The sequence below is a fragment of the Halosimplex halobium genome (assembly GCF_051414055.1).
In the GTDB taxonomy this organism is placed as follows: domain Archaea; phylum Halobacteriota; class Halobacteria; order Halobacteriales; family Haloarculaceae; genus Halosimplex; species Halosimplex halobium.
The window spans coordinates 13,564-35,561 of record NZ_JBLKNX010000032.1 but is presented as its reverse complement, the minus strand read 5'-3'; the positions used below and the strand labels follow the sequence as shown (position 1 = coordinate 35,561).

At 58.0% G+C, this 21,998-nt stretch carries 25 protein-coding genes; 15 read left to right on the top strand and 10 right to left on the bottom strand.

Annotated elements, in window-relative coordinates; translation table 11 throughout:
* Window positions 1–304 precede the first annotated feature (304 nt).
* Entirely contained in the window at window positions 305–775 is a 471-nt protein-coding gene (locus ACMGFG_RS23345) for a hypothetical protein (RefSeq protein ID WP_436932691.1), read from the bottom strand.
* Between the two features lie 416 nt (window positions 776–1,191).
* On the opposite strand from ACMGFG_RS23345, the gene ACMGFG_RS23340 reads away from it, so the two are divergent.
* Window positions 1,192–1,857 (top strand): hypothetical protein, encoded by a 666-nt coding sequence (locus tag ACMGFG_RS23340; RefSeq protein WP_436932690.1) that lies wholly within the window; start codon window positions 1,192–1,194, stop codon window positions 1,855–1,857.
* Window positions 1,858–1,861: 4 nt separating this feature from the next.
* Here ACMGFG_RS23340 and ACMGFG_RS23335 read toward each other — a convergent pair whose 3' ends face one another.
* From ACMGFG_RS23335 to rdfA, 3 genes are all read right to left on the bottom strand, one after another.
* Window positions 1,862–2,719 carry a hypothetical protein gene (locus tag ACMGFG_RS23335; protein ID WP_436932689.1) on the bottom strand — a complete coding sequence of 286 codons (858 nt, stop codon included), beginning with the start codon at window positions 2,717–2,719 and terminating at the stop codon, window positions 1,862–1,864.
* A gap of 69 nt (window positions 2,720–2,788) precedes the next feature.
* Window positions 2,789–2,992 (bottom strand): hypothetical protein, encoded by a 204-nt coding sequence (locus ACMGFG_RS23330; protein ID WP_436932688.1) that lies wholly within the window; start codon window positions 2,990–2,992, stop codon window positions 2,789–2,791.
* A 182-nt stretch (window positions 2,993–3,174) separates the two neighbouring features.
* On the bottom strand, window positions 3,175–3,762 hold the full coding sequence (gene rdfA, locus ACMGFG_RS23325) for a rod-determining factor RdfA (protein ID WP_436932687.1): 588 nt from the start codon (window positions 3,760–3,762) through the stop codon (window positions 3,175–3,177).
* Window positions 3,763–4,674: 912 nt separating this feature from the next.
* Here rdfA and ACMGFG_RS23320 point away from each other — a divergent pair.
* From ACMGFG_RS23320 to ACMGFG_RS23305, 4 genes are all read left to right on the top strand, one after another.
* Window positions 4,675–5,373, top strand: coding sequence for a hypothetical protein (locus tag ACMGFG_RS23320; RefSeq protein WP_436932686.1), 699 nt, complete (start codon window positions 4,675–4,677; stop codon window positions 5,371–5,373).
* Window positions 5,374–5,531: 158 nt separating this feature from the next.
* Window positions 5,532–5,942 carry a hypothetical protein gene (locus ACMGFG_RS23315; RefSeq protein ID WP_436932685.1) on the top strand — a complete coding sequence of 137 codons (411 nt, stop codon included), beginning with the start codon at window positions 5,532–5,534 and terminating at the stop codon, window positions 5,940–5,942.
* Window positions 5,943–5,965: 23 nt separating this feature from the next.
* Entirely contained in the window at window positions 5,966–6,229 is a 264-nt protein-coding gene (locus ACMGFG_RS23310; protein ID WP_436932684.1) for a hypothetical protein, read from the top strand.
* A 59-nt stretch (window positions 6,230–6,288) separates the two neighbouring features.
* Window positions 6,289–7,290 carry a hypothetical protein gene (locus ACMGFG_RS23305; RefSeq protein WP_436932683.1) on the top strand — a complete coding sequence of 334 codons (1,002 nt, stop codon included), beginning with the start codon at window positions 6,289–6,291 and terminating at the stop codon, window positions 7,288–7,290.
* 7 nt (window positions 7,291–7,297) lie between these two features.
* On the opposite strand, the gene ACMGFG_RS23300 is transcribed toward ACMGFG_RS23305, so the two are convergent.
* On the bottom strand, window positions 7,298–7,540 hold the full coding sequence (locus tag ACMGFG_RS23300) for a DUF8139 family protein (RefSeq protein WP_436932682.1): 243 nt from the start codon (window positions 7,538–7,540) through the stop codon (window positions 7,298–7,300).
* 64 nt (window positions 7,541–7,604) lie between these two features.
* Here ACMGFG_RS23300 and ACMGFG_RS23295 point away from each other — a divergent pair, with 64 nt between their 5' ends.
* Together ACMGFG_RS23295 and ACMGFG_RS23290 are read left to right on the top strand one after the other, a co-directional pair.
* Entirely contained in the window at window positions 7,605–11,111 is a 3,507-nt protein-coding gene (locus ACMGFG_RS23295; RefSeq protein ID WP_436932681.1) for an HsdM family class I SAM-dependent methyltransferase, read from the top strand.
* A 42-nt stretch (window positions 11,112–11,153) separates the two neighbouring features.
* Window positions 11,154–12,029: a DUF8453 domain-containing protein gene (locus ACMGFG_RS23290; protein WP_436932680.1), complete on the top strand. Its 876-nt coding sequence runs from the start codon at window positions 11,154–11,156 to the stop codon at window positions 12,027–12,029.
* An 87-nt stretch (window positions 12,030–12,116) separates the two neighbouring features.
* On the opposite strand, the gene ACMGFG_RS23285 is transcribed toward ACMGFG_RS23290, so the two are convergent.
* Together ACMGFG_RS23285 and ACMGFG_RS23280 are read right to left on the bottom strand one after the other, a co-directional pair.
* On the bottom strand, window positions 12,117–13,007 hold the full coding sequence (locus ACMGFG_RS23285) for a hypothetical protein (RefSeq protein WP_436932679.1): 891 nt from the start codon (window positions 13,005–13,007) through the stop codon (window positions 12,117–12,119).
* Window positions 13,007–14,101 (bottom strand): hypothetical protein, encoded by a 1,095-nt coding sequence (locus tag ACMGFG_RS23280; protein ID WP_436932678.1) that lies wholly within the window; start codon window positions 14,099–14,101, stop codon window positions 13,007–13,009. The genes ACMGFG_RS23285 and ACMGFG_RS23280 overlap by 1 nt, the downstream gene beginning before the upstream one ends.
* A 235-nt stretch (window positions 14,102–14,336) precedes the next feature.
* Between ACMGFG_RS23280 and ACMGFG_RS23275 the strand changes: the two genes are divergently transcribed.
* Both ACMGFG_RS23275 and ACMGFG_RS23270 read left to right on the top strand, forming a co-directional pair.
* A complete protein-coding gene (locus ACMGFG_RS23275; protein WP_436932677.1) occupies window positions 14,337–14,849 on the top strand; it encodes an NYN domain-containing protein in 513 nt (170 codons plus the stop codon).
* A 488-nt stretch (window positions 14,850–15,337) separates the two neighbouring features.
* Window positions 15,338–15,487: a hypothetical protein gene (locus ACMGFG_RS23270; RefSeq protein ID WP_436932676.1), complete on the top strand. Its 150-nt coding sequence runs from the start codon at window positions 15,338–15,340 to the stop codon at window positions 15,485–15,487.
* A 264-nt stretch (window positions 15,488–15,751) separates the two neighbouring features.
* On the opposite strand, the gene ACMGFG_RS23265 is transcribed toward ACMGFG_RS23270, so the two are convergent.
* On the bottom strand, window positions 15,752–16,060 hold the full coding sequence (locus tag ACMGFG_RS23265) for a hypothetical protein (protein WP_436932675.1): 309 nt from the start codon (window positions 16,058–16,060) through the stop codon (window positions 15,752–15,754).
* 119 nt (window positions 16,061–16,179) lie between these two features.
* Window positions 16,180–16,932 (bottom strand): hypothetical protein, encoded by a 753-nt coding sequence (locus tag ACMGFG_RS23260; RefSeq protein WP_162991459.1) that lies wholly within the window; start codon window positions 16,930–16,932, stop codon window positions 16,180–16,182.
* A gap of 401 nt (window positions 16,933–17,333) precedes the next feature.
* Here ACMGFG_RS23260 and ACMGFG_RS23255 point away from each other — a divergent pair, with 401 nt between their 5' ends.
* From ACMGFG_RS23255 to ACMGFG_RS23235, 5 genes are all read left to right on the top strand, one after another.
* The gene (locus ACMGFG_RS23255; RefSeq protein ID WP_436932674.1) at window positions 17,334–17,807 is read left to right on the top strand and encodes a hypothetical protein; all 474 of its coding nucleotides are present in this window, start codon (window positions 17,334–17,336) and stop codon (window positions 17,805–17,807) included.
* Window positions 17,808–17,982: 175 nt separating this feature from the next.
* The gene (locus tag ACMGFG_RS23250) at window positions 17,983–18,432 is read left to right on the top strand and encodes a hypothetical protein (RefSeq protein WP_436932673.1); all 450 of its coding nucleotides are present in this window, start codon (window positions 17,983–17,985) and stop codon (window positions 18,430–18,432) included.
* A gap of 437 nt (window positions 18,433–18,869) precedes the next feature.
* Complete coding sequence (locus tag ACMGFG_RS23245; RefSeq protein WP_436932672.1) at window positions 18,870–19,364, top strand: hypothetical protein; 495 nt, start codon at window positions 18,870–18,872, stop codon at window positions 19,362–19,364.
* A gap of 188 nt (window positions 19,365–19,552) precedes the next feature.
* Complete coding sequence (locus tag ACMGFG_RS23240) at window positions 19,553–20,041, top strand: hypothetical protein (RefSeq protein WP_436932671.1); 489 nt, start codon at window positions 19,553–19,555, stop codon at window positions 20,039–20,041.
* Between the two features lie 65 nt (window positions 20,042–20,106).
* Window positions 20,107–20,664: a hypothetical protein gene (locus tag ACMGFG_RS23235; RefSeq protein ID WP_436932670.1), complete on the top strand. Its 558-nt coding sequence runs from the start codon at window positions 20,107–20,109 to the stop codon at window positions 20,662–20,664.
* A 41-nt stretch (window positions 20,665–20,705) separates the two neighbouring features.
* On the opposite strand, the gene ACMGFG_RS23230 is transcribed toward ACMGFG_RS23235, so the two are convergent.
* Complete coding sequence (locus ACMGFG_RS23230; RefSeq protein ID WP_436932669.1) at window positions 20,706–21,263, bottom strand: HalOD1 output domain-containing protein; 558 nt, start codon at window positions 21,261–21,263, stop codon at window positions 20,706–20,708.
* Between the two features lie 380 nt (window positions 21,264–21,643).
* On the opposite strand from ACMGFG_RS23230, the gene ACMGFG_RS23225 reads away from it, so the two are divergent.
* On the top strand, window positions 21,644–21,973 hold the full coding sequence (locus ACMGFG_RS23225) for a hypothetical protein (RefSeq protein ID WP_436932668.1): 330 nt from the start codon (window positions 21,644–21,646) through the stop codon (window positions 21,971–21,973).
* Window positions 21,974–21,998 lie beyond the last annotated feature (25 nt).

Below are 21,998 nucleotides of genomic sequence, written 5' to 3'. Positions count from 1 at the left end.
CCCTACCTCAGAGCGCTGCAACTACGGAAGCAAGTCCGCCGGAAACCCGGCGACGAAGCGCTCAAAACCATCCTCGAAACTGCGCTATGAGTTCACCAACAATCCTCTACCCATGAGCGTCCTTTTTATTTTTCACTTCGGTGGAGAGTGCGAGTCGCCGCGCTCAGACGCTTTTCCCGGACGAGTTCAATAGGCATACTGACTAAAGAAACCGCATTATCAACTACCGATAGGATACCAGTCCTTCGCCGAAGCAAATGAACGGGCTAGATCTGTGTTTGAGCGGATGGTTGCGGAGTGAGACCTAGATCCCCAGCTCGGTGATTCCGGCGGCGATGAACGCGGCACCGTAGTTTTTCCCGTCGATGTGTCGGCGGACGATGGCACCTTCCGGCAGACAGTCGTGGATGGTGAACTCGTCGATGCTGTACCTTCCCTTCCCATTCAGCGCCCTGACGCCTCCTTCGAGGATCACTGGAGTGAGCGTGGTTTCCCGCCCTTGCTCGTCACTCGGCTCTGTGGGTGCTTCGAGGTCGCTGAAGTCCTTGTAGTAGTCCGGGACGGCGATCTTGCCCCGGGAGTGTCGCTCGATGAAGTTGTCGACGCGGGTCGGCGGTGACGTCACCAGTCCGATGGTGCGCGGCTTGTCGGTGGCCTCGGTCTCGCCACCGGCGTTCATTCTGACTGTCAGCGCCGGCGTGAGATTGTCCAGCGTTGTCGGTTCTGACCAGTCGATGTTGTCGTGGGGCAGTTCATCGCTCCACGCGGTGTGCATATCCGGGTGCTGTTACGCGTTTTTGATAGGTGCTGTGCTCCCCCCGGTCGTTGGTAAGTCCTTCGCGGGGTGCTGACCCCTTTCATCACGGGGCCCTTCGGCCCGAGACTTTCACTTCGATAATGGGGTGTTCCCCGGCTCGCGAACCCGCTGTGATCCCACCCGGGGGATGTCCTATTGGGCTTCTAGTCGATTCCGCCGCTGGCCGCAAATCCCCCGGCAATAATCCCGTATATTTGTGGCCATAGCCGGCAGTTGCCGGGTGTTCTGCCGAGTGATTTATTCACCGTCGTGAGTGAGTTATTAATGTAGTGCGTGCTACATATTCTGAGCCAGAGAGGTGCGATGATCTCAGTCAGATGGTGCTGTCTGCGCTGCACAAGCGGGGTCGAGCCAGCACCTCGCAGTTGAGGAGAATGACCGGCGGCGACAGCAGTAGCATCAGGTATCGCATCGACGAGTACCTGTCCCCCGCGGGACTCGTCCGCGAGATCGAGCGGAAGGAACACGCCGGCAACGACGTGCGCGTGTTTGAGTTGACGAACGAGGGGCAGATGTACGTCAGCGATATGTGGAGTGACCTGACCCACTACGCACGCCGCCACGAGGTGCTTGACGCCGCCGAGGAGACGCACGACCGTCTTGATCTGCTTCACGACCGCATCGATGATTTCGAGCGACGACTGGACGAGATGGACGAGGACATCGAGGGCATAGCGGACGAGCTGTTCAGCGAGTGGCAGCAGTTCCGGGGCGGGATGGAGGGCAACTTCTCACAGTTGCGCGAGCAGGTCGCCTCGATGGAAGAAAAGATGGAGAACCAGCGACGCGAGCGCGAGAAGCTCGAAGAACGAATGGACGAGTTGGAGCAGTTGGTGGGGAGCGAGACCGATATGACCACGCGCCGTGACGAGACACTCGTTGAGGCTGTCGTGCGAAACCGCCGACTCGTTGAGGAGGCGTGGGCACGCGTGATGGAATTCGAGATAGAGACCGGCGTGGCGAACTACCTCAGCGTGGGGAAGGCGAAGGAACTCGTGTCGGCGTACGGCCCAGACGATTTACGGGACTGGCGGCGGTGATGGTTCAATTGACTTCTTGAAACAGCGTGATGGCTTCTGCCTTGAACCGGTTGTACAGCCTTCTCTCGTCCCATTCATCCGCCTCGTGGATACGGTAGTCGTTGCGCCCCGCACGGACGATCACGGCGCTGTCGATGTCGAGCGAGTCGAGTTGATGCAAGGCAACTGTCTGCATTTTCGAGGCGTTGGTAACTCTTTTTGAGGTCTTGATCTCAACGAGAATCACTTCCTCGGTGTCAGGATGTAGGAGCAGCAGGTCAATTCGACCGGCATAACCGGCCTCGCCGTGCTCGCGTTCCTTGTTGAGGAAGTTAGTTGTCTCAGGGTGTTCACACCTGATGACCTGTATTTTCGCGGCCGCGTACGTCTCGGCATCGATCAGGTTGCAAAGCGCGTCCTTGACCCGGGACGTGATGTCGCGGGCATCCGACTGGGCTTGCTTGGCGAGATCGTCGAAGATGAATCGGTCGGGGTAGTAGTCCTTGAGCGTGGAGACCACCTCGGCCTCTGTGCCGGTGTTGGGGTCGAGAAGTTGGGCTTTGATGTCGTCTCGCTTGTGGGTGGATCGGTAGTCGTCTTCCAGACTCTCCTGCAGGTTCAAGTGTGCGGTGCGCCCGACCAGTCCCGCGTATTCCCGGACGTGTTCCGGGTTCTCGACGCTCCGGTCGTAGTTTTCCAGCGGGAACAGCGGTTCGTGCAGTTCTCCCTCTATGGGGTGGTTGAAAGGCACTCTCTGCACGATCTCGTTGACGCTGGGGTAGTATGTCTCGCCCCGCTTGAAGCACCATACACCGTCTTTCTGGACTGCCCGGAGGTCGGAATCCGGAAAGTTCACCTCGCGGTGGAACTCAACGCTGGCCATATCCCGTGGAACGCCCCGGGAAAATATATCAGTTTCCTGAACAGAATTCGCCCCCACACACTTGGTACTTCAGGTATCCACGGTCTGGAGATGGCCATCACGAGTTTCGATCTCAACGATTTGTCCGTCCGGGGAGTCGATTTTGACCGTGGTTCCATCGTCTCGCGCGTGGATTTGGATGTTGAGGTCGTTCGCGCCGAGCGAAAGCAGATCGAGGTCATCGTCCGAGTACCGTCCACCGTTGGTGATTCGGTCGAGCGGTTCGAGGAACATTCTGGTCTCGAGTGCGCTGTTCCTGATTTAAATGGATGTGCCCCGGGCAGCATCCGGGGCGGTGGAAAAGCCGAGCTCGGGGTCGGAGGCTGGCGGGGGCCAGCTGAAGTGAGTCGAGACGATGACTCCACGATGATAATATATGTATTTTTATAAAATTCACTCGCGTAGGAGTGTGCAGCTCACGCCTCGGACTGACAGGTGCAGGTCGCATTCCCGGATAGAAACTCGATGACGTCGTGTCGCCGGCGGCAGTTTCCACACCTGATCTTGAACGAGACGGTGACTGACGGGTCTTCGATGTGTGCGACATCTTCCCGCGAAAGTCGTGCCAGCGAACCCTCAATGACGTTGGTAACTCTCTGTCGCATCTTTTTGATTTGCTGCAGATCAGCCCCCGGGTCTGGATTGTAGTCCCGACTGGTGTCGATATCGAGGCATTCGTTCAGGTGCTTGCGGACGGTCTGGTAGCTGACGAAGTTGCTTTCCACTTCGTCCACGTCCACGCTGGCCTCGCGGAGTTCGCCCCGGGCCTCTCGCCGCGCCGAGTCCAGCACCTCGTCGTTGGTAAGCAACCGATAGTAGTTGCGCTCTTCGCCGTCCAGCACTGTCATTCCGGCTTTCTCCATTGCCCGTTCCAAGATTTGACAGTTGATCCAATCCTCAAGCTGACGGACGCCCTCGTCCGTTGAGCGGTATCTGTGTTCCAGCCGGGCATCGAGATTGTACAGGTCGTACTTGTCTCGCACTCGGTCGACTTTGCAAGTCATCGCGTTACCGGATCGGGCCCGCTCGTTCGTGTTAAATGCTGCACGCGGGGGCTGCTGTTTTTCTCGGTTGGAGCCCCCCCTGTGTCGTGCGATGTGCGTGGCCGATTCTCGTGACGTTGATGTTCTGGTGGAGGTTAAGGGCGATCTCGCCACGTGCATCGAGTGCAAATAGTGAATCATTATTAGCAGAGCTTTTTTCACTTATTCAATAGATGGCATCTAGTCTGATGAGATGACCGTTGATCTTGCCGATCATCGGCTCTATCTCAAATTGATGACGGCGGTGATTGTCTGGAATGCGGCGGTGATGTGGTGCAGTTCGGAGGGGACGAGTTGGCCTGTTCTGAGAGCGGTCTCGGGCTCGGCGAGGCGTTAATGAGCCGCGGCCCCGGGTGGGAGACTTCGACGCTGAAGACCGCGAGAAGCATCGGGCATCGCGCGGGAAGGTGGTGCAATGAGATTGAGATGGGCAGGAGAGGAAGACGTTCGATGCGCACGACTTGGAGGAGACGTACGCTGTTCCGAAGACGATGACGAACACGGGACATCGGCAGACGCGGATTCTCTCCAAGTGGCGGCTGCACTACCGCATTCGCGACGAGATGCACAGGAAGCAGTCGAACACGGTTCTCGGCGGCGGTCTCGGGGCGAAGTCGCTCGGCCTCGGCTTCCTGCAGCGTCGGTTGAATGATTGTCTTCTGATATTTGGGTTGGTGGTGGTTTATTCAATCTTGGGTTTGTGCTCTCCATCCACCGATTAGACTTTCCGATATTGGATATAATACAGGTCACTCACACGATACGTATATAAGTCCTCACCCCCTACCACAGAGTGAGAAGGTATCAGAAGCAAGTCAGGTGAATCGGCCACGGGACAGCCGGTCAACGTCCCGTAACAGCAACCCTAAAAGTATGAGCGAAACTGCTCAGAGCACTCTCGAAGTGCTCACGGAAATCGCACGATCTCTCAACAACGGCGAGACCGTAACTCTTGACGACGATCTCAAGCGCGATCTCGGCTTCCCGGTTGACGACGACTACGATCACAAGGAACCCGTCGTGAGCGGCTCCAATGGGGCCGAACCCATCACGCACCGCATCTACGACATCGACGGCTACTGGCTGCACGTGAAGACAGCACAGGACAAGCCGCGCGGCACGACGACGTACGTCAAGCACGTTGGCCGTCCCCGGTTCAATCCCATCGGTCTCGACGAAGGCGAGTTCCGCGAGGTGTACGAGGCACACCGCCAGCGCGGACTTGATGCGTTGGACAAGGCCGAGGTGGCACCGGAGTACAGCAAAGACATCTTCGCGGCCGCCGACGAGTACCAGCGCAATACGGCGGAGGCAGATGCGGGCCACGTCGGTGATGGTGTTGCCGCCGTTACCGACGGAACGCGCATCTGGATGGAGCACACTCACGCCAGTCGGTTCGTTGACCTCGATCACTACTTCGACGTGGAACTTAACGAGGACGGCAAGAAGGCGGTGAAGGAGGCCATTCGAGAGTCCACGGCGCACTCGGCACCCGGGCACATCGCGAGTGGCCTGATCGTGGAGTACACCGTGGAAGTCGAGTACGACGCCGAGCCGCTCCTCGAAGGTTGAGATAGTATCGTCTTCCAAGTGATGTGACGCGCCCGGTGGCCGTCCCCTGACGGGGGCGTGGGGGTTCGACTCCCTCGGCGTCTTTCTGTTGGGTGTAGACGGGTTTGGAAGCGCCTGACGGGCAGGCGAAAAACGCCCGCAACAAATCGATTCAAACTATGACAGCAAACACATCCACCGAGTCTGAACCGGTTATGGACACAGTTCCGGTTTGGAGATTTGACTGCACGTCGAACAACGAGCACGTCATCATCTACTCCGATGGAGAAGATCAGGTCATCCAGCACGAGTACGATGGCCTCCCCGCTCGGGGAACAGTTCGATACGACATCGAGGACTTCGAGATTACCGATGCGGAGTTCTACGATGATCACGGCGGGAAGTCCGACGAGGAAGTTCTCGAGATGTTTCGTGCGGAGATTAGAGAATACGTTGAGGCGGCGTTGTTCAGTCACGATGACCGAGGAGCGTGGGTCAGCTTGGTTGACTCACACGAGCTGAAGGTAAAGATGGAGGGGGACGAGTACATCGTTGAACTGATCACGAGCAACAAGCGTCGAGTCGAGTGATATCTTTCCAAGATTCCAAAACTATGAGCCTCGAGCAGTCCGAAATCGAGAGCGAGGTTGAGGACAGAGCCGAGTGGCTTCACGAGAACACGTCGCTGCATCGGGAGCAGGCCCGAGTGGTGGCGGCTCGTGAGGCCGGGTTGTCGCAGACGGAGGCTGCGGAATTGCTTGACAAGGAGGTGAAGACGGTGCGGCAGTTGTGGCGGCAGGCCCGAGAGCAGCACGAGGACTCGCGGCGGCTAACCGACGTGTACGGAGCGTACTTCTTCTCGGACTGGCGGGCATAACAATTCATTTTTCAATTCACCGCAAGGATATTTGTGACGGTAGTCAGATTGTCTTCAATATGCCGGGCACGTTCGCTTTCGAGATGCAGAACCTGTACATCCCGGAGGATGAGGTGTACGATAGCGACCCGTTCCCGATCCGGATTGAGCCGGTGGAGGGTGTCGAGGAATTCGAGGAGAATCGGCGGGAGGACGGCAGCGAGTACGAGACTGGCTACTGGTTCACGGCGAAGTGCTTCATCGAGGCGGATGAGGATCGGGCGGTGGAGTTGGCCGAGTGGCTGACGTACATTTACTCGTTCTATCAGAAGCGGGACGTTCGGTGGGAGATATACTATCCTGAGGGTTCACCGGGTGATGCCCGGAATTTGAACACGTATCGGATTCCGATCGACAACACCGGGCTGTCGTTGGTGAGGGCGGTTCACGAGACCGGCCCGGTGTTCAACCGCAACATCGGCCCGCTTGTGGACGTGGGGTTGGAGAGAATCGATGAGGCGGATAAGGACTTGGCGAGCGATCTCCGGGCGAATGTTTCCCTGTTTCTGCACTCCGATGCGACGAAGCAGATTATGCCGAAGTTTCTGCTGCTGTGGATGGTGTTGGAGGCGAACGCGAACAGGAACTATCACCGGTATATGAAGAGTCAGCGCGAGTACCTGTTCGGGGATGATGAGAAGCGGAGAGTTCGCGAGTACGTGCTGGTGGAGTTTGAGGAAGAGTTCACCGAGGGGCAGTTGAATCGGTTGGAGCATAATCTCGGCAAGGATTTCATCTTTGAGCCGAGCACGTTGGTGAAGATCAAGAAGTACAACGAGCAGAATGACTTGGGGTTCGATTCGGATGAGGTTGAGGAGATCGTCAAAGAAGCGAGTACTGTCAGGAATCAGATCGTGCATTCGATGGATGAGTCGCGGCTTCGGGACAACACGGATTTGTTGGTGGAGTTGAGGAAGATGGTGATGTTCCTGATAATCCGGGAGTTGGGGGTTGAACCGGAATGGCAGGACAAGTTGGCGATGCCGCAGATTATTGGCCCAGAGAGTGAGTACGAGTGGTGATTGAGTGTTACTCGGGAACTAGATCTCGGTGGCGGAACCAGACATCGATTTCTCCTTCATCTGTTTCGATTCGGTAGCTGTAGGAGTCCAGCAGTCTGTCGGTTTCCTCACTGAGCGAATCCGTGAGTACGTCCACGACCGTTCCCGTCTCGCCGTGGTGCCGTGAGTCGGGATCGTCCCGGGAGAGGTAGACCCGTACCTTGTCGCCTACCTCGTATGGCGAGTCGGATGGTTGTGGAACATCTTCCATGGGACTGCTTGATGGTCTCTGGTTAAGTGAATTTTTAAGATAGTGGTTTTTGAATGGTTGGGTAATGACGGATGGTTTCCTCGTCGATCTTCACGATGCCTTCCGAGAGGTTCACGGCGAGATTCGCGCCGAGGGGAGCGAATTCGACTTCAGGTACAGTCTCGTTGACCATCTCTTCACCGACGCGCTCGGCTGGTCTCGCACCGAGGGTGAGGGACACGTCAACTTCGAGGACGACAGGAAGGACGTTCTCTGCTACGACGACAGCGATCCACCGTTCCCGGTGATCGTTTGCGAGACGAAGCGTCCGTCTCACGATCTCGACTTGAACGATGTGGAGCAGTTGGAGACGTATATGGCGGGTGTTGGGAGTGCAGACTATGGGATTCTGACGAACGGCCACGAGTTCCGGCTGTACGAGTATGACGCGGAGGAGCGATCTCTCGGCTCCATCGACGGGTTCGACATCGGTGAGGTGGCGGAGTCCGGGGTTGAGGAACTGGACGGCGAGCAGACCGAGGCGCTCCAGCAGTTGGAGTACCTACGACGTGATCGGTTCGTCAACGTCGGTGATGCGGACTACTTCCGCGACCGGGCGCGGGAGGTGCCGGTACAGTATCAACCCGGGACGGATGACGAGGGGTACGAGATGTTCCTCTCGGCGGTGAAGCAGTCCTTGGACGAGCTTTCGAGCGTGATGCGGCGGTTCTTCGAGGACTATATGGAGCGTCCCGATGGTTCATACCCCCGCGAGTTCCTTGAGACGACGTTCCCGGATTGGAAGGACTGGCGGGAGTACACGGGGAAGAGCGATGACGCGAAGAAGACGTTCTGCCGGGAGACGGCGTACATCCTGATGAACCGGGCGTTGTTCGCCCGCATAGCGGAGGACAAGGAAATCGTCGGTGAGACGCGATTGTCTGGGCGTGGAATGGCGGAGGCCGTGGAACACGACGGTGACCGTCCCTATCTCGACGCGCTGATGGACACGTACGACAGGATCGACGATCACTACGGAGACCTGTACGAGCTGGGTATCTTCGACTGGTGGTGGGTGAGTCGGGACAAGCGGCAGCGGTTCGACAGCGATGAGGAGAGTCGGCAAGAAGACCTCGAGGACGACTTGGATTACCGTCTCGGAGAGGTCTTCAAGCGGTTGAACCGGTTCGACTTCGAGTACGTCAACCGGGACATTCTCGGCCACGTCTACGAGGACTACTTGCCGAAGGACGAGCGGAAAGAACTCGGGGAGTACTACACGCCCATCGAAGTCATCCGGTATATGCTGGACGAGTCCGGGTACCGGCCGGGCGAGGGCATCGGGCAGGAGAAGATTCTCGATCCGGCGTGTGGGAGCGGCGGGTTCCTCACGGAGGCGTGCGAGCGACTCATCCAGCATTACATCAGCAAGTTCGGGAAGACGAGCGTCCACTACCTCGACGCCGAGGAGGCGCGGACGATTCTGGAGCGGGTGGAGCAGAACATCTACGGCATCGACATCAACCCGTTCGCCGTCCACATCACGCAGATCAACTTGCTGTTCCGCACCGTCGATCTGTACGACAAGGTGACAGAGGAGAACCCGGACTACACGATGGACGGGTTTGAGATTCACGTGGCGGACACACTGACGCCGACGCTTCTTGAAAAGCAGGAGGGAAGCACGGACAGCAAGACGCAGCAGGCGCAGATTCAGCAGTTCGCCAACTACAACGGACGGGCACAGGCGTTCCTCGACGATCGGGATGCGGTTGACGAGATCAAGGACGAGATGGAGTTCGACGTGGTTGTAGCGAATCCGCCGTACGTCCGGACGCAGAACATCAACGGGCCGAAGGACGAGTACGCCGCACGGTATTCGACGGTGGACAGCAAGTCGTTCGACATCTACGTGCCGTTCATCGAGCGCGGGATGGAGTGGTTGAAGGACGACGGACGGCTCTCGTACATTTGCCCGAACAGGCTCCTCACCCACGAGTACGCCGAGGATATCCGGGATACGATTGCCGACGAGCCGTTGACGCATCTCATCGATTTCAAGGAGGTCGAGGTGTTCGATGCCGCGACTCCCTACCCGTGCATTTTCTGCATCGACCGGAACGAGTCCGCGGAGCGGGACGTACGGTGCGCACGGTTTGCAGATGAAAGAGAGGGGGTGCTGGAGGAGATTCACCGACTGGACGAGTGGAAGACGCCCGATGAGGTTGACGAGTACGATCTGTACACGTACCCGAAGGAGTTGATGCGCGAGGACAATTCAAACGAGTATCTTGCGAGCTGGAAGCCGATGCCGTTGGAGGACGAGCGGCAGGTGTTCGACGCCATCGAGGACTCGTCGTCGGTTCGGCTTCAGCAGGTCTCTGATGAGGTGTTCGTCGGCATTCAGACGAGCGCGAACCCGGTATACCTCGGCTTCATCGAGGGCGATGTCGACGGAGAGGATGGACTCGTGCAGTTCCGGGCGAAGGGCGATGACGAGGCGCAGCCCATGGAGAAGGAGATTCTGCGACGGTTGTTGCGCGGCCCGGAGATTGACCGTTGGGGTGTGGACTGGGAGGGTCTCTGGCTCGTCTTCCCGTACGAGGTTGAGGACGGTGATGCGGAGCTGATGTCCGAGGAGCGGCTGCGGGACGACTTCAAGAATGCGTGGGCGTTCCTCGAAGACCACAGGGACTACCTGCAGGACAGGGACGTGCAGGATGACCGCTGGTGGGCGTTCGGGCGACGGCAGAACGTCGATAAGATGGAGCCGGACAAGATTATGACGAACATTATGAGCGCGTACAGTCGGTTCGTAGCCGACACCGAGGGCGAGTACTACTTCCTCGGTGGTGGCAATGCTGGCGGGTACGGCATCCAGCTGATGGACGAGTACGTCTCCGGCTCGGAACAGCACCTGTACTACGTCGCCCTGCTGAACTCGTCGGTATTAGAGTTCTACCACAAGCACATCGCGCCGATCTTCGGCAGGAAGTACTACTCGTACAACAAGCGGTACTTGGAGCCGCATCCCATCGTGCTGCCGGACGAGGTACCCGAGGACTCCATCTTGGAGACGGCGCGGGAAATTCAGAACGCCCGGGCCGAGCGAACGGACTTGGAGTACAAGACCGGCGACATCCGCAACTATCTGCCGGATTACGAGCGTTCCAGCGCGATTCTTGATCTCGCGCAGTCCATCAACCTTGACGGTGACGACTACCGGCAGGGCCCGATTCGGACGGACGTGAGGATGGACGTGGAGTCTGCGGACGAGGTGTATCAGGTGGTGATGAAGCGAGGTCACGAACTGGAGTTCGGGGATGAGCGCGTGCGTGATTTCGTGTACGAGCTGTTGACGGCGCAGGACAGGCGATTGACTCGCTCCGAGGTTCTGCATATGGACACGCCGTCTCGGGACGATGTTGTCGAACTGATGGACGAGTACCGCGGTGATGAGACTCGGATCGAGGAGTTGGAGGAAAGGTTCGACCGACTGTGTAACGAGTTGGATGAGGTGGTTCTCCGCGAGGTGTACGGTCTTGATGAGGATTCGGAGGGGGTTGTTGAGGAGTTCTTGGAGGTGTGGTGATCGTCCGCAACCGAATTAACGACGGGGTGATATTTCAGCGGTATGAGTGTCGTTGATAGTATCGTTGACTTCGCCGCGAGCAACCCGGGCAGCGCTGTTCAGATCATCTTCAGCGGCGTTCTCGCTCTCGCCACGATTGCCTACACCGTCGCCACGTTTCTACAGATCAGCGAGATGAAGACGGACAGGGAGGTGCGCAACAGACCGATCGTGAAGCCGACGATAGAGAGCAAGTATGGCAGGAGCCATTTCTTCGCCGTGGAGAACAGCGGTGAGGGTGCGGCATACGATGTGGTGGCTAAGTGGTGGAGCGACGAGGATGACAAGAATACGTGGAAGATACCGCTTTTGTCCCCGGGTGAGCGGCGCACGTTCCCTCTTCCGTTCGGTGATGGTGATGAGACGATTGTGACGAGCGATCAGATAGAAGACGTGGCCGGTGGTGATGCAACAATCGAGTTCAGGGCGTGTTACGACGACTCGCTGGGGAACAGTTACTCGCCGGATGATCATCCGGATGTAGCGACTGCATCTATCGATGTGCTTGACACGATAGAGACTCGGAGGGAGGCGTCGGAGTACGTAGAGGATGATCACATCAAGAAGATTGCTGACGAGATGGACGAGGTGACGAAGCAGCTGGAGCGGATTCAGAAGAGCGTCAAGATGGATCACTTGGATGGGCGGGCGAGGTTGGATATTCACCGGGAGGTGTTGGAGACGGTTCGTGAGGAGGGAACGATCACGTTCGGAGAGTTGAGGAGTCAGGTTGGTACTGATCCGCCGGTGTTGGTGGATTTGTTGCGGCAGATGATGCTTTCCGGTGAGGTCGAGTACGATCAGGAGGAGGCAGGCGGGTTCGTTATGGGTGGGATGGATGTGGAGATCGAATATGTAGGCGACGCGAGGAGCGTGTGAGTTGTTTTTTGGTCAACACAGTCGCACCGCCAAGGATGGCTTTGGATGAGAGATTAAAAATCGCCGTGTGACCTCCGACCGGAGCTATCAGTCCGCGAAGTCGCCGATCTCGGTCTGCTCCAGTTCGGCCTGCACGTCCTCAACGAACTCGTCCACCTTCCGCTGAAGCGCCTGAAGCGACTTCGAGACCGCCTTCCACTCGTCCTTGTTCCCGGCCTGCACCTTCTCGATGTGCTCGTTCAGCCCCTTCTGCTGGTACTTGTTGATGACCTTCTCGGTGTGAGCGCGGAGTTCCTTCTTCATCTCCTCGTCGAGGTCAACCCACAGCGGGTGTGCGTCCTCAAGCAGGTCATCGGCGTCGAATGTGTCCTGTTCGAGGGCGACGTGGACGGTGGACTGGAGGATCGAGATAGTGAACTGCTGGTAGTCGTCATCGCTCGTTCCTACGTCGAACGGGAAGTAGTCCGTCGGAAGCCGCCGCGTCCCCGTCCGGATCGGGAACTGCTCCTGCAGCTCATCGAGGTTGAACTCGTAGTCCTCGAGGGTGAGGATGGTGAACTGCTTGGCGTCCTCGTCAAAGTGGACGACCGCGAAGTCATTCTCGGGAAGGAACGGGTTGACCGATAGATCGGCGAAGGACGAGTAGGCGAACTCGGCGTCGTAGTCCTCGCTGGCCTCGGCGGACGAGACGACACCACGCGTGAGCAGGAACTCGGGCGAGTAATGGATGGCCTCGTACTTCTCGTTCTGCTCCTCTTTCAAGGTCTTCGACTTGCAATCGATGACGATGGAGTGGTTGTGGCCGCGGCTGGTGAGAATCAGGTCAGGGTTCACCGCGTCGCCGTCGTGGAAGAAGTGGGGATCGATGATGTCGACGGTGTAGCCGAGGCGGCGAAGCGAGTCGGGGAACGTCCTGTCGATCTGGCAGAGGGCGATCCAAGCGTTGATCTGCTGGGTGTGATCGGAGACGTTTTGCATCACTCCAGCACCTCCATCACGGCATTCGAGTCGTAGTGACGTTGGAGGTTGGCGTAGATTCGCAGGGCCGTGTTCCCGCACGCATCCTCGTCGAGGTATAGGCGAATCCACTCCGGACAGATCTCCATCGTGTACTTGTCGTTGTTGTGGAGATCGATTCCCTTCACCTTCCAGTACTGGTCGTCCAACTTCGTCTTCGCACCCCACAGGCGGAGCGGGTTCTTCGAGGTGATGATGTTCTCGATGAACTCCCGGACGTCCTCAATTTCGTTATCCAATTCGATGACGAGTGGCGTGCCGTCGATTCCGGTGCCGTGTTCCTTCGACTCGTAGGAGATGCGGTGATGTTCCTCGATCCGTTGGAGGAGATCAGCGTACCGGTTCTTGATCTCGTCCACGGTGTCGATGTGGAGTTGAATGGAGTCACCGCCCGACGTGGTGAAGCGACCGTTGTGTGTGACGCGCTCCAAGACGAATGAGCCGCTGATTTCGCGCTTGATGCCGACCGCCGAGAGGGAGAGGAAGGAGGACAGCTCTTCTTGGCTGTCGAGTATGTCGAACAGCGTGCTGGTGCCGCGACCGCTGCTCTGGACAGAGAGGTCTCCGAAATCGAGCCTATCCTCGATGTAGTCCGAGGAGAACACCTCGTCGGCCTCGTAGCTGACGCCAACGTCGCGGAACTCGCCCATCTCCATAATGTCGCGCTGTTGCTCGACGGGCATCCACGTGTAGTCGAGGCCGTTGCGGACGCCGCTCACCATATCCTTCACGACCGCCTTCGCATCGTCCGACTCCTCGAGGGTGTAGAGCGTCCAAAATCGCGAGTCGCTGGAATCGAGGAAGAAGGTGTGCTTGTTGCCGTTGCGGCGGATGACGAGTTCGTGGAGATCAAAGTCCACTTCGCGTGCCTCGGCGATGTCCACTCGCTCTCGGAGTTGCTCGGGAGTGACGTTCGACTCGATGAGGAACGTCTTGAGCATCGTCTGTCCGGGCTGCAATTCCTGATCGTCCACCAGCTCGTCGTACGTGCCCTCGATGGTGTACTCGAGGTGCTCGAAAAGGTCACGTCGGCTTTGGATGCTGGTGGTGGACATTCTTCCGAGGTTCTTGTTCCGATTTAGTGGTTCGTGTGCCCAGTATGTTAATAATTACCAGATCGGGGTGAAAGTGGTTTCTCGTCGCGTGACCCGAAATTCTGACAGGAGGGTCTTATTCGTGATGGTGTTCTTGAGGGTGGTGGAATGAGCGTGTGACTGTCTAAACGGGGCCGTGCCACCTCCCCGACTGTTCATTTTGACTTTTAATAAGTGTGCGATATGAGAAAGTAGTATGTTGGACAGACGCCAGATGGTGTTCATCGACGGACAGAACATCTTCTACAGCGCGAAAGACTACTTCGGCGAGGAGGTCAGAATAGACCTGCCGAGACTGATCGATCACTTCGCCATCGGTGATCTGAAGGAGACGTACTTCTTCGACTCGCACCTGCAGGATCAGGACAAGGGCGACTTCTACCAATTTTTGAAGAAGAACGGATTCGTCGTGGAGTCAAGCACCACTCGGTACCGCGATCACGGCCCGGAGGCCGTCGGGATCGATGTCGGCATCTCCACGGAGATGGTTGGCCGGGCGCATATGGACGAGTACGACGAGGCACTGCTGTACTCGGCGGACACGGACTTCATTCCCGCGATGGAGCACGTGCAGGAACAGGTGGGGAAAGACGTGGCGGTGGTGCAGTTTGAGGACGATGTCCGCGAGCGGATGGAGGATGCCGCCGACCGCTTCATCGCGCTTGATGACGAGGTGGAGGACTTCGTGTACGATTTCCCGGAGCGGTGACTGGCGGTGTAGTTGTGGAAGGAAGTATTTTGCAGGCTGAACTCCGCCTCACCGCTCCGATGCGAACTTGTTCAATTCGCAGATCGTGTCGGCGGGGCGGCGCCGGTTCCCACCCGGCCACCTGCGGGGAAGTATTGCACCTGAACGTATCCACGCGATTTCCATAAAACTTGCTGACTCCGTGTTGCGCTTCAAAAATGAGAAGGCGCATATTTAGATAGATAGCGGAAGTGAAATACTTGTTCTACAGTCAGACTACCGGGTACAGATAGTGAAGACGTTGCGCTGAACATCCAGACGAAGGATTCGCAGCCTCGACAAATTCCCCCGGGTGAGTACGACGAGTTCGAGCGTCCGCCGAAATCAGAGCGTCGAGACCCTTCGCGGACTCCAAACCCACACTTTGCCGCTCTGTGAGCGCGTCCACGAAGTGATCGCGCGAAATGTGCGCGAGATAGAGCGCGGAGGCCCCCGGGCACAGAGTTCTGATGGACTGCCCCTTCGAGGTTGATGTGGAGGTTAGCGTGGACGAGCGGTGGCTCGTTGACGTGGTGACTCGTCGTGCAGCCGCTGGTGAACCTTCGACCGAACGGGAACTGCTCATTGAGACTTCCAGAAAGAAATTCCTCGAAGTATGAGTGAGAAGCAGACTCCTTTGACGAATTCACCCGCGTGGAGTGGGTGCTGTGAAAGCTGGACGGGATGAAGCTGTAGACCTGCGGTAGTTTCTCGTACTCACCGCAGTCGCATTCCCGGGACGAGTTGGTATTGCATATGACGAGCGAAGAGGACTGGAAGTGCAAGGCCCGGGCCGTGCTGCGCACGCACGGTTTTGAGCGAGTGGATGAGGATGGAGTTGTTGAGGGGTGGCGGCTCGAGTGATTCTTCTGTTTTCGTCCGGTTCACTCCACGACGGACACGTCGCTGACGAGTGCGTCCTGCACGCCGTCGATCAAGTCGTCCGAGTGTGGCCCCTCTTGCCACGCTACGTTGAGTGTGGTTTTGCCGTCGAATTTCACCATCGCCAAGTTCATCGCATCGACTGCATTCTCAGGTGGAGTGAAGCCTCCCCACTCCCGCGGTATTATCGATATGGACTCGATCTCTCTGTCACGGGTGATTGACAGGTCTTCAACCTTGCCTTGCACCCACCAGTGATTTTTCAGCTCGACGCGCAGGATGTCCCCGTACTCGATTTCTTCCTCGTCCATACCCTTGCGTTTGACTCGATTTCACTTGTTGTCTGTGTTGGGGTTTGAGCGTCAACGGGGTGTGTCCCATGCCGAGACTCAAGTGATGACGGTACGATGGCATCAGTCAGATATTACGTTCACACCAACTTCTTCCGAGTCTCCATCGCCTCGTGCGTGTCCTCGATGACGTTCATCAGGGCCGTTCGGACGTACGCCTCGAGCGAGTCCTCGAGCATCGACTCCAGATAATCGTCATCGCTCACTACCTCGTCAACCTCCCCGATCGGCATATTCAGGGCCTCCTCGACGGTTGTCGGACGTCCGACCTCGACGGACTCCTCGCTGAAGTTCGACAGGAACTCCTCGGCCCTCTCCTCATCCAGATCGACATCCGTGTCCGTCTCCTCGACGAACTCGTCGATGTCGAATGGGCCGAATATCTCGTCGATGTCGTCCATATCGTAGTCCCCGTCGTAGCTCTCCCGGGCGTGTTCCTGCACGGTCTCGTACAGCTCAAACACGTCCATCTCCTCTGACTGCTCGCTGAGGATTATCAGTCCCGTGGCGAAGGCGGAGAGGACGGCCATATCGATTCGGGCCTGCTCGCTCACTTTGGCCGGAGCGGAGTTGGCGTGTTCGATCATCTCCTCGGTGAGTGGCTCCAAGCGCTCGCGAAGGGAGTCGTAGTCCGGTTCGTCTTGGTACTCGGTTGCCCGTTGGGCGGCCTGCTGCAGTCGTCCGAGTTGACCGAGCGAGGTCTCGTACCATTTCCGTGCCCGCTGCTTCCGATTTTGCCATCGTTGATAGAGGCGGACGATGATGCCGCCGATGGCCGTGGCCACGATGGTGGAGATGACCGGCGACGAGGCAATCGTGTTTATGACGCCCACTTTGACGGGTTGACGTGTCCATCTCAGGTAAGCGTTCGGCTGCGTCCGCCCTTCTTCTCCGTTATTTTCCTACCATCTCGTACCTGCCAGACTGCAGGTTATCTGTCCCGCGGTACGTGATGACCCGAGTGGCTTCACCGTCGCGGACGATGGCGCCAGCTGCGCACGCGTTGACGATCTCGTGTTTTCACATTCTCGGGTGTCGTAGATATGGAGGTCTTTTCGGGCGTCAAGGCGGTCTTCGATCTCTGCGAGCGCCTCGTGTACGTGGTACTGGGGAACTTCCCCGCGCATATCTCGACATCGAATGTGTTCGCAAGTAAATGCCGACGTGGGCACTCCGCTGGCGAGATTCTTCACCAGCCTGCGGTTCTAAGTCGTCCGAGGTCGCACAGACGGGTATGAGCGTCGTTGAGCGACTGCGATCGAACTGGTCGCACAAATTGCCCCACGGCGTGATGGAGTGGGAGGGGAACGTCAACGAGGTGGCCGATCTGGAAACCCTGCCGAATCGATCCGGGGACGTGGACGGAATGCAGCTGGGGGTGCCATCCACGGGAAACTTGGGTCTCGTTCTGTCGTCGCCGGAGCAGGTGGACGAGTACGTGGAAACGCACGCGAATGGAAACATCGACGTGCCGCAGTACTACTCTGGGTTCCCGGAGCGCGACGAGCTTGTTGTGGAGCGTGGTGGGGATGGTCTTCGATCGGATGTGGTTGAGGCGGGCATTCGGGTGTTGAACGGTGGTGGCAGGTACGATGAGTCTGAGTTCACCTTGTATGACTGTCTGCAGGGTGACGACGTGATGCCCTGTCCGCTCGTCAGAGAGGGTCACGGGTGCGTGCTTCTCACGCCGGCGCTGAAACCGGAGTGATTCCACACGTCGAGGAATGAGTGCAGGTCGCGTCCGCTGTTCTTGACGATTCGGCGGGCGTTGCGGCGCATCTTGCGGCTTGACGTATGACACCCTTGCATTCTTCACGGCGGACAAGTTCGGACAACACGTCCCGGAGTGACATCTAACAGGCTGGAATGCGGTATTGAAGTGTATGAGGCATCAGCTGGACGACGCCGGGCGCATCGTCTTGGCTGACGATATGGCCAGCGGTTGCATCATTACTGGAGAGGCATTAGAGTACGGGGACATCCACTTCCGCATATGGCTGCATTCCGAGGAATGGGATGCGCCGGTGTTTGCCGATATATCAGCGGGGCGAGTGAAGGACTGCATTTCGAGGTTGCGTTCCGGCGGAGATCTTGATTATTGGGCGCGTTGGACGGAGAACGGTGGGCGAGGGATCGAGTGTCCGATATGTCTGGAGGACAGGTACACTGTAGGAGAGCAGCACGTGATGACTGAGGTGTGTCAGCATCCGGGGAGAGAGTTGCGTGCCGCGGATGGGAGCCCCTTCCTTCACGCTGACTGTGTTGATGAGTTCTGCGACGTGCTGGAGTCGGTGTTTGACCAGTATCCTAAAGTGATGCTCGAATTCGTATGAGTGCAAGCAGTGTGGTGGTTCGGCGTTACGCGGAATCCCCTACCGTCTCGCGGTAGTACGGGTTTTCAGCCGTGTGGCTCAACTACGATCCAGACGCGGAGGCGTCAGGTCAGCAGACGTTTTACGGGTTTTAACCTCCTTCGAGCGTTCGTGTTTTGCCGGCTCGGGACGGAATTTCACTTGGTCAGAAGACGACTGCATCACACCTCTGTCTCTGTGCGGTGAACGGGCTGAAGTTCCGAGCGATACAGACCCGATCGCCGCTGTGTTGGGAGCCGAGCAACGCTGTCGTTGGCATCTGTTCCACTTGTGAGGGGGTGGGCGGAGAATGGAGCGTGTGACACTTCCCGCCCACGACCGACTCGCCGCGCCACCCACATAGTGGCTTCCAAATTCTGAAAGTCAAAGTCATTCGCCGTACAAGCCCCGGGACGCGCATGTCGGACGACGCCATCAAGCGACTGCAATCAAATTGGTCGGACGAACTGCCACGGGGATGGTGCGAGTGGAACAAGGAGATCAACATCGATGGAGTTGACGCGCTGATGAACCAGATGTGCGATATACCGCATCTGGACGCGCTGACGGGGCGCGTTGACCGCAACCTCGGTCTCGTCGTCTCGCCGCCGGAGGAGGTCGAGCGGTACGTGGACGAGCACGCGAACGGCACCATCGACATCCCATCGTACTTCAGCGACTTTCCGGACGGTGAGAAGGAGCCGGTGTACTCCGTCGAGGAGGGTCACAGACTGCGCTCTGCGGTGGTTGAGGCCGCGATGCGGTTGCTGAACGGCGGTGGCCGGTATCGAACGAGCGAGTACACCCTGTACGACTGCTTGAATACTGAACCCGAGCAGCTGCCGTGCCCGTTGATCCGCGACGAGGTGGGGTGCGTTATGGTTGCGCCGGTTATCAGCCCCGGGGATGATTGAAAGTGCGAAAGGCGACGGCACCCTCCCAAAGGCGCCACGAGGAAACGAGGTGAGCAGCGAGTCCGCCTGCCCAAGGCGAACTCACTCGTTGGTAACGCAGGTTGGAATAAAAAGGCCGGCGCGGCAGCCCGCTACCAAGACTCTTCACGAGCCAGCGTTCTAAGTCGTTCGAAGTCGCACGGACGGGTATGAGCCTCGTTGAGCGACTGCAATTGAACTGGTCGGACGAATTGCCCCACGGCGTGATGGAGTGGCAGGACGAGACGGACACCGTGATCGAGCTGGAGATTCTGCCAAACCGTCCCATCGAACCGGACGGGATGAGCATGACGGACAAACCGATGAAGGGCGCCATCGGCCTCGTCGTCTCGCCGCCAACGAAGGTCGACGAGTACGTGGACGTGCTTGCGGACGACACCGTTGACATCCCCAAGTACTACTCGCGGTTCCCAGATAACCGGGAACCGATGATCCAGCACGGCGACGACGCTATATTCTCGGAGTGGGTGGAGGCGGCCGTTCGCGTTCTCAACGGTGGCGGCAGATACGACGAGTCCGAGTTCACCCTGTACGATTGTTTGGTGGGCGATCCGCAGCCCTGCCTGTTGCTCCGCGAGGGGGTGGGCGCCGTTCTGCTCGCGCCGGCCGATTTGTCTCCCGAGGTGAAAGGGCTCTAAATTGAGCAGGCTTTCTATTATCATAAAGCAAATAAATTCCTGTTTTCGGCACCAAATACCGCTTGATGGCGGATGGATTCGAGAGCGTGGATGAAGCGCTCGAGGCGTTGAAAGACGGCGAGACAACGGCCTCGAAAGTGAGAGAACAGTACGGACACGTCGACGGCATCAAGCGCAGCATCTCTGTTGCACTCGCCAAGCGAAATCAGGATATGACTCAGGAGGAGTTTGAAGACTCGTTCTCCGCCGAGTTCTCCCTCGATGAGGAGTGGCCCACTCTGACCGAGGCACGGGAGGTGGACTGGCCAGCGAATTTCGACGACGCCGACCGCTTGATGTCCGTGGTCTATGGGTTGCGGCAGCCCCGGCAGATGGAGTGGATCGCGGAACGAGCTGACGTGGATGAAGAACGTGCGGAAGAGGTCTTAGCGGGGTTCGACTGGGTGTCGTCCCTTGCCAGCGATGGGAAGTGGTGGTATCCGTGCAGCATCGAGGAGCGCGTTGAGGAGTTCGAGAATGTTATCGGTGGCGAGGAAGGCGGCTACACGACTGACGAAGTGACCGAATTGTTCGATGTCGACGTGCGAGGCGAGTACAGCGACAAGCGGTGGTCTGGGCGCTGATTTCGTCGGATTTACATTCAAGACGTGGGGTGATTGGTGAGTCAGTTCCCGTTGCACTCGCTCTGTTGCGAGATGATGTGTTGCCCAAGTCTGCGTGCGACTTCCGCCGTCTCGTCTCTGACATCATCTGCCGAGACCTCATCTCCCGACTCCCAAGCGATCCACTCCCCGTCGCAGTACGTCTCACTGGTGACGTGATAGTCAACCTTTTCGACGAGATGTTCCGTGTAATCGGGCGGTTTCACGAGCCCTCGAAGCCCGGTGTCTGTCCGCTCGATGCGACAGTCCACACCCGACTCACACCACTCTGCAACGACAACATCGGCCAGCACGTTGACTTCCTCGGTCGACGCGTGGATGCGGTATCCGGCGTAGTCGAAACTGATCTCAACATCGCTCTCGCTGGCGAGCAACTGATTGATCGCGTCGGGGTCGACGGCGGCGTGGAGGCTGGGGAGTTCGTCAGGTGGTGTGTTGGAGACGGCGGCGACTGCCTCGATGATGGCCTGCGTTGGCTCATCGTCTTCGAGCGGGGTCGTGATTGCCGTGGTCATTTGTTTGTCCGTACGTTTAATTGAGTTCGAGTCATCGTTCGACATGGGTCAATAAACCCCGGCTGGGGGTTTGAGACCCACCCGGCGGCGCGGGCCCTATCCCGCGCTGCCCTCTCACAGGACGCAGCCCGGCGGGTCGTTGTCGTGTTTTGTCGCGTCGTACTTAACTGTCTGACAAACTCGACTATCCGCAGCCTGTGACTGTTCCACACGAAACCGAGGGGGTCGCCGATTGTCGTTTGGGAAGAGGCCCGGTTGGAGCCGCGAGTGCGATAGCGGTCACCGCACCCGTGATTGGTCGCAGCGGACACACTCCTGTGGCCAAGGTAGGATGTCGGTGAGTGCGGCGAACATCACTATGAGAGGGAGTGGATAGCTGCTGGGCCGGCGTATAAATACAATCTCGACCGACCGCGGGATGCGCTATGCCCGAGAACGAAGACGACGAAGCATCCGGAGAACTGTCCCCCAGTAAGGTTCGAACCGCCATCGACCGCATTGAGCAGAAGAAACTGGCCATTCAGCTGATCGAGTCGCAGCGATACATCGTGAAATCGCGGACTGGCGTGCCGATCTGCGAAGATCAAGTGGAGATGATCGACGACGTGGTGGAGCAGCTTGGTGCGGCAGCGGAGGCTGTTTGGCCCGGGGACGATATGCCGGCGGTCGCGGAGATTGCTGAGGGGGAGTGGGTTGAGGAGGTGACTGAAGACGAGTCCGATGCGGAATCGGAGGCAGAAGACGGGGAAGAGTAACCTCTGCTGAGTGAGGTTGTGATCG

Excerpts from the sequence above, each read along its gene's own strand:
- ACMGFG_RS23345 (WP_436932691.1), bottom strand. The coding sequence starts at position 775 with ATGCACACCGCGTGGAGCGATGAACTGCCCCACGACAACATCGACTGG.
- ACMGFG_RS23300 (WP_436932682.1), bottom strand. The coding sequence starts at position 7,540 with ATGGAAGATGTTCCACAACCATCCGACTCGCCATACGAGGTAGGCGAC.
- ACMGFG_RS23310 (WP_436932684.1), top strand. The coding sequence starts at position 5,966 with ATGAGCCTCGAGCAGTCCGAAATCGAGAGCGAGGTTGAGGACAGAGCC.
- ACMGFG_RS23295 (WP_436932681.1), top strand. The coding sequence starts at position 7,605 with ATGACGGATGGTTTCCTCGTCGATCTTCACGATGCCTTCCGAGAGGTT.
- rdfA (WP_436932687.1), bottom strand. The coding sequence starts at position 3,762 with ATGACTTGCAAAGTCGACCGAGTGCGAGACAAGTACGACCTGTACAAT.
- ACMGFG_RS23265 (WP_436932675.1), bottom strand. The coding sequence starts at position 16,060 with ATGGACGAGGAAGAAATCGAGTACGGGGACATCCTGCGCGTCGAGCTG.
- ACMGFG_RS23280 (WP_436932678.1), bottom strand. The coding sequence starts at position 14,101 with ATGTCCACCACCAGCATCCAAAGCCGACGTGACCTTTTCGAGCACCTC.
- ACMGFG_RS23235 (WP_436932670.1), top strand. The coding sequence starts at position 20,107 with ATGGCGGATGGATTCGAGAGCGTGGATGAAGCGCTCGAGGCGTTGAAA.
- ACMGFG_RS23250 (WP_436932673.1), top strand. The coding sequence starts at position 17,983 with ATGAGGCATCAGCTGGACGACGCCGGGCGCATCGTCTTGGCTGACGAT.
- ACMGFG_RS23225 (WP_436932668.1), top strand. The coding sequence starts at position 21,644 with ATGCCCGAGAACGAAGACGACGAAGCATCCGGAGAACTGTCCCCCAGT.
- ACMGFG_RS23335 (WP_436932689.1), bottom strand. The coding sequence starts at position 2,719 with ATGGCCAGCGTTGAGTTCCACCGCGAGGTGAACTTTCCGGATTCCGAC.
- ACMGFG_RS23340 (WP_436932690.1), top strand. The coding sequence starts at position 1,192 with ATGACCGGCGGCGACAGCAGTAGCATCAGGTATCGCATCGACGAGTAC.
- ACMGFG_RS23315 (WP_436932685.1), top strand. The coding sequence starts at position 5,532 with ATGACAGCAAACACATCCACCGAGTCTGAACCGGTTATGGACACAGTT.
- ACMGFG_RS23240 (WP_436932671.1), top strand. The coding sequence starts at position 19,553 with ATGAGCCTCGTTGAGCGACTGCAATTGAACTGGTCGGACGAATTGCCC.
- ACMGFG_RS23230 (WP_436932669.1), bottom strand. The coding sequence starts at position 21,263 with ATGTCGAACGATGACTCGAACTCAATTAAACGTACGGACAAACAAATG.
- ACMGFG_RS23285 (WP_436932679.1), bottom strand. The coding sequence starts at position 13,007 with ATGCAAAACGTCTCCGATCACACCCAGCAGATCAACGCTTGGATCGCC.
- ACMGFG_RS23305 (WP_436932683.1), top strand. The coding sequence starts at position 6,289 with ATGCCGGGCACGTTCGCTTTCGAGATGCAGAACCTGTACATCCCGGAG.
- ACMGFG_RS23330 (WP_436932688.1), bottom strand. The coding sequence starts at position 2,992 with ATGTTCCTCGAACCGCTCGACCGAATCACCAACGGTGGACGGTACTCG.
- ACMGFG_RS23245 (WP_436932672.1), top strand. The coding sequence starts at position 18,870 with ATGTCGGACGACGCCATCAAGCGACTGCAATCAAATTGGTCGGACGAA.
- ACMGFG_RS23270 (WP_436932676.1), top strand. The coding sequence starts at position 15,338 with ATGGACTGCCCCTTCGAGGTTGATGTGGAGGTTAGCGTGGACGAGCGG.
- ACMGFG_RS23320 (WP_436932686.1), top strand. The coding sequence starts at position 4,675 with ATGAGCGAAACTGCTCAGAGCACTCTCGAAGTGCTCACGGAAATCGCA.
- ACMGFG_RS23275 (WP_436932677.1), top strand. The coding sequence starts at position 14,337 with ATGTTGGACAGACGCCAGATGGTGTTCATCGACGGACAGAACATCTTC.
- ACMGFG_RS23290 (WP_436932680.1), top strand. The coding sequence starts at position 11,154 with ATGAGTGTCGTTGATAGTATCGTTGACTTCGCCGCGAGCAACCCGGGC.
- ACMGFG_RS23255 (WP_436932674.1), top strand. The coding sequence starts at position 17,334 with ATGAGCGTCGTTGAGCGACTGCGATCGAACTGGTCGCACAAATTGCCC.